Genomic DNA, 10,186 nt, shown 5'->3' with positions numbered 1-10,186 from the left:
TGGTCTCCTGCCGGAAGTTGCGCTGGCTGCTGCTCTCGCTTGCGGCAACAATGTTCACTTCATGGCCCGCCACAATGGTCGTGCCCTGCGTCGAAACGACCTGGCTACCTTTGACATTCACATCGTTGCCCGAGCGCACCAGCACCGTCTCGCCGGAGAAGGTACTGCCGGCCTCGCGGCTGGTGCTGCTGGCGTCATCGGTGCGCACCGTCCTGGCCGTCAGGATTCCGCTGCTGCTGCGCTGCCCCTGGTCGCGTGCGCTGGCAGAGACGTTGGCGGTGCCGATACCAATGTCACGCCCGGCCTCGACTTGCAGCGCGTTCTCCGCCACCACCTGCGCGCCCTTGCTCGTCACATCCTGCCCCGCCTGGATGCGGATGCTGTTGCCGCTGACCTGCGTGGCGACCTCCTTGTTGCCGGTCACCACGGCGCGATTGATGCCCACCTCGCTGGTGCCGTGCGCACCATTGGCACGGTCCACCAGATTCGGACCGGTCAGCCTGCTGACCCAGTTGCTGCCGCCCTTGTCATCGGCCCAGCGGATCTCCTGCCGGAAATATTCCTGCACGACACCAAGACGCACATCCCGGCCCGCCGCCAACACGGCGTCACCCGAGGCGGCAATGACGGCCGCATCGGCCTGCAGGTCGCGGCCAGCAAGCAGCACCACGTCCTTGCCACTCACGCTGGCCACCTGATCGATATTGCGTCCCGTGGTGATGGCATTGGCAGTCGTGACGCTGGTACTGCGAAGCACGACATCCCGGCCCGCACTCAGCACCAGCTTGTCGTTGGCATCGATGACGCCACCGGCATTCTCGATATCACTCTGCGCCAGGAGGCGAACCGAGCCGCCCTCAATACGCCCGCCGAGATTGCTGACGTTGTCCGCGCGCAGCGTCACCCCCGTTCGCGCGGCGATGGTGCCGCCGCGATTGAGGATGTCCTGCACGGTCTGGAAGGCGACTTCATTGCCGGCGATCAGGGTCTGGCGACCACTCACCCGCAGGCTCGACGGCTGCAGATAGACCTGCGGCACCAGCACTTCCTGCTCACGGCCATCGGCCAGCGTCGCCCTCCGCTGTACCAGCCAGACGATGTCCGTTTTAAGCTGGGCGATCTGTGCTTCGGAGAGTGCGATGCCCAACGCATAGCGCTGGACCTGCGCCTGCTGCAGCCCGGCTTGCATCAGCGCCAGGTATTGCGCCTCGTTGTTGCTGAAGCCGTTCAGATAGCGCTGGCCGGTGGCTTCCTGGATCTGCCGCTGGATCAGCTGTTGCTCGTAGAAGCCATCACCGAAACGCTGGTAACCCGGCGCAGGACCGAAGCGGTCCTGATACGCACGCACCAGGAAGTCGGACGACAGCCAGTTGCGCTGACCGATGAAGCGCGGATCGGTCTGCACCAGTGGTGCGGCCACGCTGCTCTGATTGACCTGGTACAAGGCATTGGCCGGCAAGTTCACGTCGACGGCGGGAGCACGCAGGTCAGCCGTCTTGCCCGCATCCGGCAGCGCTTGGGCGGGAACGGTGGCGGGTGCGCGAGGAGTACGCTCGCGCGTGCTGCCTGCCTCGTGCGTGGCGCTCACATCAAGTGGGAATTGTGTTTCTATCGTTTGAGAGGCGTAGGGTGCGCTCTCATAACGACGCTCATCGGCCTTGAGCCAATGTTCCCTGATGAAGGTCTTCTCTGCCGTGCCGGTGGAGGTGACCGTCTGCCTGCCCATGGGGCCGGTGTTGTTGATGGCCGTGCCATTGACGGCATCTCCGGCCAGCAGGCCACCGGCGATGAACTGGCTGGCGTAGTTGTTGACCACACCGGCGGCCAGGGTCATCGCGCCGCCGGAGGTGATCATGCCGGGGGTGCTGCGGGTGACGATAGTGCGCCGGATCTGCTCGGTGCCGTCGTAGATGATCCACTCGCCCACCATGCGAGCGTAGAGTGAACGGTTGAATCTATCGATAGCCTTGTCCAGATTGTGGTAGGACTCAACCGTCGTATCGCGGATCGCTTTCCACTGGCTATGCCGTTGCCGATAATCCGCATCCGGGCAGGATTCAGGATCAATGCAGATTCTGGGAAGTTCAGGCTCGGGTGGTACTTCCGTCGTCGGCCTTGCTACGCGAAAGACATCCCATATCCGGTCACCGGGCTGGTAGACGAAGCGTTCCGGTTCTGCCGGAATGGTGCTGTGCTCGGTACTGACTTCGGGAATCGCTGCAAGATAGGCAGGGCCAACGCCGAAGCTCCGGTACAAGCGGCCACCCCTGCCGACATGCCGGCTATAGTCAAACGGCGGTCCGTAACGATCAAAGGGATATTCCTCCGACGGCAGCAGCAGGCGGAAATTGTCCTCATCGCCCATCGCGCGCCAGTTCTCCGGCGCGATGATCTGGCCGCTATCCTGATGGATCAGCCGCGCATTGTCACCGGAGAGGAAATCCGGCGACCCCACCAGGCGGTAGTTGATGATCCTGCGTCCCGGCTTGCTCTCTTCGGCGATCTCGAAGTGCGCATTCCGGTTGTTGATCGCATCGGCAGCAATGGTGAGCGCGCCATCAGCATTGACAGTCGCGCTGGTGTTGTTGACCTCGCGCGCGCGTCCGGTCGCGCGATGGTCGCTGCCGATGGCGCCGCCAATCGACATGTCGCCGGCTGAATACAGCAACGCCTGCTCGCTGTTGTAGAGCAAGCCGGTGCCGATATCCAGACGCTCACGTGCCGCGATGACGGGGGCCCGTTGTACGCCATCGATGGTTTCCGGTGCGTTGTGCAGCACATCTGCAGCAAGCGCGACGCGGTCACCGTAGATGCGCCCGGCACCGAGGTTGTAGAGCGTGCCAGCCTGAATGCGCGTGGTGACGCCATCGACCAGGCCGCGGTTGATGAAGTCCTGGCTCGCACCGGCAGACAGCGAGACATCGCCGCCCAGTATCGAAGCACCCGCATGATTCTGGAATCCCCTGGCAGTCACGCGCAACGCTGCACCTGCGGCCAGCGTGCCGTAGTTGCTGAAGCGGCCACCGGTGCGCAGATCGAGATCGCCACCGGCAACGGTTTCCCCGCGCTGCTCCAGATCGGTGGCCACATCGATACGCAGATTCCTGTGACTCAACAGCAAGCCCTTGCCGATCAGGGAGTGCGATGTGAGACGAAGGTCGCCGCCTGCGAGGATGCGTCCGCCTTCATTGTCGATGACCAGCCTGCGGGTACTGGCCGGGTCATTGACTGACAGCGTGCCCTGCGAAGACAGGAGTCCGCCGCGATTGTCCACGCTCTCGCTGGCGGCGATCTGCAATGACTGGCCGGAGCGGATGGCGCCGTTGTTGTTGTAGAGCGCACCCGTGGTAACACTTACGCTGCGGCCTTCGATGCCCTGATCCTTGCCCTGGGTGTCGTCGTTGCGCAGGTGCTGGCTCTGTAGCGTTACGTCTTCGTCGGAACGGATCAGGCCACGGCGGTTATCCATGTCGCCTTCCGACACCTCCACTCGCATCGCGCCCTTCGACTGCAACTGCCCACCGCGATTGTCCACGCTGCGGGCCTCGATGCGCAGCCCACCACCAGTGGCGATATCGCCACCCTGATTGTCGAGGGTGCTCACTTGAAGACGGGCTTCGCCACCTGCCACCACAACACCCGCGCCATTGCCCAGCGCGCCGGCCTTGATGTGCAGATCCGTGCCGGCACGCACACCTTGATCCTTGCCCGAATGCTGGTTGTACAGTGCCTGGCCGTGGGTATCGATGTCGAGGCTCTTCAGGGCCTGCAACAATCCGCCCTCATTGTTGACTTCACCGCTGGAGAGCGTCAGTTTGCCCCGGGCGGCGATACTGCCGGCACGATTGTCGAGCTCTGCGCTCTCTGCCTTCAGGTCTTGCCGCGCAAAGAGTACGCCGCGCTGATTGTTGAAACGCCGGTTGCGCGCATCAATCACCACCTCGCCGCCGCCCAGCGTGCCGTCGCTGTTGTCGATGCCAGTGGCCGTGATCTCCAGCCGGGTGGCGGCGAGGATCTTTCCTTGGTTACTGGTCTTTCCGTCTGTCGTCAGTTCGAGAGAACTCTCGGCCGAACGGATCCTGCCCCGGTTCTCCAGCGTGGCCGCATTGACGGTGAGCGTATCGTTGGCGCCGATCTCTCCGGTGTTGCTCAAGCCCTGCTGCAGCGAGAGCTTCATGGCGCCCTCGGCGGTGAACGTCCCGCTGTTGTTCAGGGCCGCCGCCTTCAGTGAGACGGATGTCTTGGCCTCAACAGTACCGCTGTTGGTGATGCTTTCTCGGGTCTGTATGTCGACACTCTTGGCCAGCGAATAGAGTGCTCCGCCATTGACCAGAGAGGCCGTCCGGAAATCCACCGTGCCGTCTGCGCCAACCTTGCCGCTGTTGAGTGCAGCACCACCGATACGCATCAGCAAGCTACCGTGCGAGAACAGCTTGCCGCTGTTGTCCAGTGCATCGGCATCGATCTGGAGGGTGCTGCCGGCACCGACGTTTTTTTCGTTGGTGAATTTGCCGGTCACTTTCAGGGCGAGCAATTGGACTGCACTGAGCGTGCCGCGATTGTCGAGGGTAGCAGCCTTGAAGTCGGCGCCGGCCCTGCTGCCCATGGTGCCAGCATTGGTGAGGGCAGCGCTTGCGCTGGCGTTGAGTGCCGCTTCCCCGATGAAGCGCCCCTGGTTTTCAATCGCTACCGCCTCGGCATCGAGTGTCCGTTTTGCTTCGATGCTGCCGCTGTTGAAGAGGCGTCCTGCTACCTGCAACTGGACCGATTCCTGTGCGGAATAAATATCTCCCCGATTGCTCAGGGTCGTGGCGCGTAGCTCAAGCCGGGCATTGCTGCCGATCTTGCCGCTGTTGTCCAGCATGTTGCGTATACGCAGTGCGAGCGTGGCGGGGGTGAGCACGCTGCCGGTGTTCTCCAGCGTGACCGCAGCAAGCGTAACGCCGGTATCCCCTAGCAGGCTGCCTGCATTGCGTATCGAACCACTACTCTGCACGCGGGTGTCGCCTGTGCTCCCGATGCGTCCCGTGCCGGTGTTCTCCAGTGTCCCGACTTCAAGGAGGGTGCTGTCCCTGGCGCCCAAGCTACCCTGGTTGATGAGCGCTCCGGTGGTGCGTATCTGGAGCTGTCGGCTGGCGTCAAGCGTGCCGGCATTGTCCAGTGCAGTGGCGTGGATGCGCAGCGTGCTTTCGGAGCCCATCGTGCCGCTGCCGGCGTTGCTCACCGCTCCGGCGGCAGCGATCACGGTGTCGCCCCGTGCGGCCAGCGTCCCGGTGTTTTCCAGGCGGCCGGCTGCCGTCACGACCAGCTGTCCTTCAGTGGCCGTGAGCGTGCCGCCGTTGTGCACGCCCACGCCATGTTCGGTAGCACTCAAGTAGATGTGGCCGGCATACATGCCGCCGAGCGCTGCCACATCGATGGCGCGCACCGGCGCACCATCGGTGGCGCTCTGGTCCGGCGTGACCTGCGCGTGATCAGCACTGACCGTATTGAGCCCGGTGGTGAGCCGGATCTGTTTGGCCCGCAGCTCCGCATGTACGCGCACTGCACGGGCGATGACGTCGGCATACGCGGTGTCATTGGCTTGCAGGCCCAGCCCCTCAAAGCTGATCACGCCGCTGTTGACGCGATAGCTTTCCAGGTTGCCCTGCCGGATGACGGGCGTGCCGGTGGTCATGGTGGCGCGTTGGGCGTTGATGAAACCGCAGCCCGCGCAGGTGATGCCGGCAGGGTTGGCGATGATCACCTGCGCCGGGTTGCCTGCCACCTCGATGAAGCCGCGCAGGTAGCTGGGGTCCGTTGCGTTGATCTGGTTGACGATGACCTGCGCGCCACCGCCGGGCATCCACGGATTGCCAGCGATATAGCCGCCCAGTTCGGACTTGCTGGAGCCACCCGCGTTATTGAGGATGACTCCGCGTCCATCCACATCAAAACGCCGGTAGCTGTTGACCGACAGGCCCTTGGCGTTGGGCTGCCGGATGTTCACCACGGGCACGCCGTTGGCGGCCTTGAGCACCATCGGCTGCTCTTCGCGCGGCGCGTTGCGGTCTGCCAGGATCTGCGCATGTGCCACGCTTTGCCACGTCAGTGCCAGGGCCAAGACCAGCGTGCAGAACTTCCACGATGCCGGTGCCACCACACCGGCAGCCCCGCATGCCATCGGTGACCTCTGGCCGCTGGTGGTCGAGGCGGTTTCCGCGACCGCCATCAGCATGCCGCGATGACGGTTGAAGACCAACTGATAGCGCTGACGGTTCATGGATCGCCCCTTTTGTGAGATCGACCCAGGCCGGACGCCTTATCGATTCGAGGCGCAGTCTATTTTTTTAGAGCGGATTAAAAAATCAGAAAAGTCTGATTTATGTGCAGACGATAAAAAGAGAAATTGCGATCTCCCAAATTGTTGAGTGATCGCGACACGCGTGCCCGGTGTTGTTTTGCTCGCTGACCATTTCCTTATGAATCGCTACCGCCTCCTTTCTCCGCTGCTGCTCGGCGCGCTCTCCCTCCCGCTCTACAGCGCAGCACAATCTCCCGGCATCCAGCAAGAACAACTGCAGCGCGAACGAGAGCGCGTCTTGCGCGAGGCCCTGGAGCAAGCGCCCGATGTGCACACGCTGGGCCTGCCCCCTCCCGCTTCCACGTCGTTGGACTACCCCGAGGACGAACAAGCTTGCAGCCGCATCGACACGATCATCATGGAAGGAGATTCTGCGGAGCGCTTCCGGCCCGCCCTGGGCACGGTGATGAAGGCGGCCGGGGATGGTGGTGCCACCGGCCGCTGCCTGGGCAGCCAGGGTCTGCAAATCCTGCTGGCTCGCGTGCAGGCCGACATCATCGCGCGCGGCTACACCACCACCCGCGTGCTGGCGCAGCCGCAGGATCTTTCAGCCGGGAGGCTGGTACTGACCGTAATACCGGGCAGGCTGCGCAAGGTGCGCATGGCCGAGGGAGCGGACACGCGCGGCAATGCTGTCACGGCACTGCCGCTGTCTGAGGGAGATCTGCTCGACTTGCGCGCCATTGAGCAAGGATTGGAAAACCTAAGGCGCGTGCCGACAGCGGAGGCTGACATCGAGATCACGCCCTCGGAAGAATCCGACGCGCAAGCCGGCGACAGCGATCTGGTCGTGCAATACCGGCAGGCCTTTCCGTTCCGCTTCTCGGCCTCGCTGGACGATGGCGGTGCGCGCACCACTGGCCGCTATCAGGCCGGCGTGACGGTGGCCTATGACAACTGGTGGACGCTCAATGATCTCTTTTACGCCAGTCTCACGCGCAGCCTGGGCCGCTACGGGGATCGCGGCAGCCGCAGCCATACCGTGCATTATTCGCTGCCCTTCGGCTACTGGCTGCTCTCGGCGACGCTCGCGGGCAGCCGTTATCACCAGACGGTGGAGGGCGCCTTTGAACCGGTGGTCTACAGCGGCCATGCCGAAACGAGCGAAGTCAAACTGTCGCGCCTCCTGCAACGCAGTGCCACCAGCAAGAGCCATGTCGCAGCCCGGCTGTTGCTGCGCAAGTCGTTCAATTTCGTCGACCAGATTCCGCTGGAGCCGCAACAGCGCAGGATGACGGCATGGGAATGGAGCGTGAATCACCGCCACTTCATCGGACCGGCCGTGGCCGAGATCAACCTGAGCTATCGCCGTGCACTGGACCGGCAAGGCCGTGCGCCCGAGGACGAACTCGACCTGCCGCAGATCACCACGCGCTATGGACTGTGGCTGGCGGACGCAGCGATCAATGCGCCCTTCACGCTGGGCGCAGCACGCGTACGTTACAACGCAACGGCGCGCGCCCAATGGAACCGGGGCAAGCTGCCGGCGCAGGATCAGTTCGCCATCGGCGGACGCTATACCGTGCGTGGCTTTGATGGCGACATGAACTTGCAGGCCGAGCGCGGCTGGCTGCTGCGCAATGAGTTGTCCTGGGGGATGGGAGAAGGCGGGCAGGAAGTGTACGCCGGCGTCGATACCGGCGCGGTAGCGGGACCACTGACGCAAAGCCTGAGCGGGCGCCGCTTGAGCGGTGCCGTTTTGGGCTGGCGTGGCAACGTGGACAAGCTCGGCATGGAGCTCTTCATCGCTGCGCCACTGACCAGGCCACAGGGATTCCCCACCGGTACGCTGACCGGCGGGTTCAGCCTGCAATGGTCGTATTGAATGAAAAGAATGCCGCGCAGGATGGCGGGCAAGCGCCGCGCTTCACTGCTGGCGATAACGCCGCAGGCCGCGCACCGGCAGCTTGTCCGATTCGATGAGCGCCTTTTTAAGTGCACGCTTGTGCAGCAGCGCGCCCCCAATCAGTGCGACGGCGGCCAGGACGATGATGAGGACATTGACGAGATCAAAGTGTTGCATGATTCCCCCCTACGGCTAATAACGATAGATGGAACGCGGGCATGGCCCTTCCGGCTGAGCCGGTCCGCAAGACGCCCCCGGTAGCGCCCTGCGTGGCCTGTTTTTACTGCAGGCTTGTGGAAAACATAGCACGCATGAAGGGAAGACAGTAAATCATATAAATAATTTCCTGAATATTTCACCTTCGCGCAACAAAAAGCACGACCGTTATATTTTGTCGCTTTTTGTCCTATAATCGCCGGACAAAAGCGGCATGGGGTCCAGCCCTGTTGCCTTGAGATAATGACAACCCAAGAGAGACGACCATGCCACCAGCCCCTGCTTACCCCAAAGCACTGCAAGATTTGCGCCTGCCCATCATCTGCTCGCCCATGTTCATCGCCAGCGGCCCGGCCCTGGTGGCAGCCCAGTGCAAGGCCGGGCTGGTCGGATCGTTTCCTGCCCTCAATGCGCGCCCGGCCGAGCTGCTCGACACCTGGCTGACCCAGCTGCAGGACGAGCTTGCCCAATGGCAAGCGGATCACCCGCAACGCAAGGCGGGACCGATCGCGGTCAACCAGATCGTGCATCAGTCCAACGACCGCCTGGCCCAGGACGTGGCCACCTGCGTGAAGCACCAGGTGCCCATCATCATCTCCAGCCTGCGCGCACCGCCCAAGGAAATGCTCGATGCCGTGCACAGCTATGGCGGCATCGTGCTGCATGACGTGATCTCGCTGCGCCATGCCGAGAAGGCCCTGGAAGCCGGTGTCGATGGCCTGATCCTGGTGGCCGCCGGTGCCGGTGGCCATGCAGGTACGCTCTCGCCCTTCGCGCTGGTGGGTGAAGTGCGCAAGATGTTCAAGGGACCGCTGGCCCTGTCCGGCTCGATCGCCACGGGCGATGCGGTGCTGGCAGCGCAAGCCATGGGCGCGGACTTCGCCTACATGGGCTCGCGCTGGCTGGCCACGCGTGAATCCAATGTGGACGACGCCTACCGCCAGGCCATCGTGGAGTCGACCGCCGCCGATGTGGTCTACACCAACCTCTTCACCGGCGTGCACGGCAACTACCTGAAGAAGTCCATCGTCAATGCCGGCCTCGATCCGGACAACCTGCCCGAAGCCGACAAGACCAAGATGAACTTCGGTTCCGGCGGTGGCAGCAAGGCCAAGGCATGGCGCGATATCTGGGGCGCAGGCCAGGGCGTGGGACTGATGGAAGATGTGCCGACCGTGGCCGAGATGGTGGATAGGCTGGAAGAGGAATATCGCGCCGCGCGTGCGCGACTGTCGCTGTGAGGCGACGCTTTTGCAGTAACGGATGAGCTTCACGCCATCATGAGCGGCGTGAAAAACTAAGTAAAAGGCGGACCGCTACCCGGGTCCGCCTTTTTTTTTCATGTGCGGCCATTCGCAGCAGATGGGGAACGCAGCCAGTCCTGGCGCGTCCAAGCGGGCATCTGCTCTTCTCTTTCCGCGCCTTGTGCGCCGGCTTGTACGAATTGTCTGTCGGACAAAATCTTATTTTTCATCCCACTTTGTAACTCGCGGCACTTCTGTTGTGAGGCCCGGTCGTACTTGTTCGCTTCATGCAGATGCAAGGCGTGATGATGCGCTGTGGCCACTCTCACACGGCATCGCCCTGCGGCAAAAGAAGAGTCAACCATTCAATTGCGAGGACCACCACCATGACCAGCTTCCTGAGAACCAGAAAAGACCGTCATCCCAAACACGAAAAGCCGCGCCTGCCGCATGAGCATGACCAGCATGCAGACCGCCAGGATGCCGCCAACAGCGGCCATGCCGTCGAGCGCCCCGAGATTCGCCAGGCGTATGACG

Annotated in this window: 4 protein-coding genes; 2 read left to right on the top strand and 2 right to left on the bottom strand. The window is 62.9% G+C overall.

Annotated elements, in window-relative coordinates:
* On the bottom strand, positions 1-6,211 hold a 6,211-nt coding region (locus tag B3873_RS04535), incomplete at its 3' end, for a filamentous hemagglutinin N-terminal domain-containing protein (protein ID WP_414651522.1).
* 250 nt (positions 6,212-6,461) lie between these two features.
* Here B3873_RS04535 and B3873_RS04530 point away from each other — a divergent pair.
* On the top strand, positions 6,462-8,168 hold the full coding sequence (locus B3873_RS04530) for a ShlB/FhaC/HecB family hemolysin secretion/activation protein (RefSeq protein WP_286864263.1): 1,707 nt from the start codon (positions 6,462-6,464) through the stop codon (positions 8,166-8,168).
* 42 nt (positions 8,169-8,210) lie between these two features.
* On the opposite strand, the gene B3873_RS04525 is transcribed toward B3873_RS04530, so the two are convergent.
* Positions 8,211-8,366: a hypothetical protein gene (locus B3873_RS04525; RefSeq protein ID WP_166675113.1), complete on the bottom strand. Its 156-nt coding sequence runs from the start codon at positions 8,364-8,366 to the stop codon at positions 8,211-8,213.
* A gap of 305 nt (positions 8,367-8,671) precedes the next feature.
* Between B3873_RS04525 and B3873_RS04520 the strand changes: the two genes are divergently transcribed.
* Positions 8,672-9,646 (top strand): NAD(P)H-dependent flavin oxidoreductase, encoded by a 975-nt coding sequence (locus tag B3873_RS04520; protein ID WP_286864262.1) that lies wholly within the window; start codon positions 8,672-8,674, stop codon positions 9,644-9,646.
* Positions 9,647-10,186: the final 540 nt, after the last annotated feature.

This window comes from Herbaspirillum sp. UBA812, assembly GCF_002296545.1.
Taxonomy (GTDB): domain Bacteria; phylum Pseudomonadota; class Gammaproteobacteria; order Burkholderiales; family Burkholderiaceae_D; genus Herbaspirillum; species Herbaspirillum huttiense.
This window is presented reverse-complemented; position numbering and strand designations above follow the sequence as displayed.

Coding starts and splice junctions, on each gene's coding strand:
- B3873_RS04530 (WP_286864263.1), top strand. CDS start 6,462: ATGAATCGCTACCGCCTCCTTTCTCCGCTGCTGCTCGGCGCGCTCTCC.
- B3873_RS04525 (WP_166675113.1), bottom strand. CDS start 8,366: ATGCAACACTTTGATCTCGTCAATGTCCTCATCATCGTCCTGGCCGCC.
- B3873_RS04520 (WP_286864262.1), top strand. CDS start 8,672: ATGCCACCAGCCCCTGCTTACCCCAAAGCACTGCAAGATTTGCGCCTG.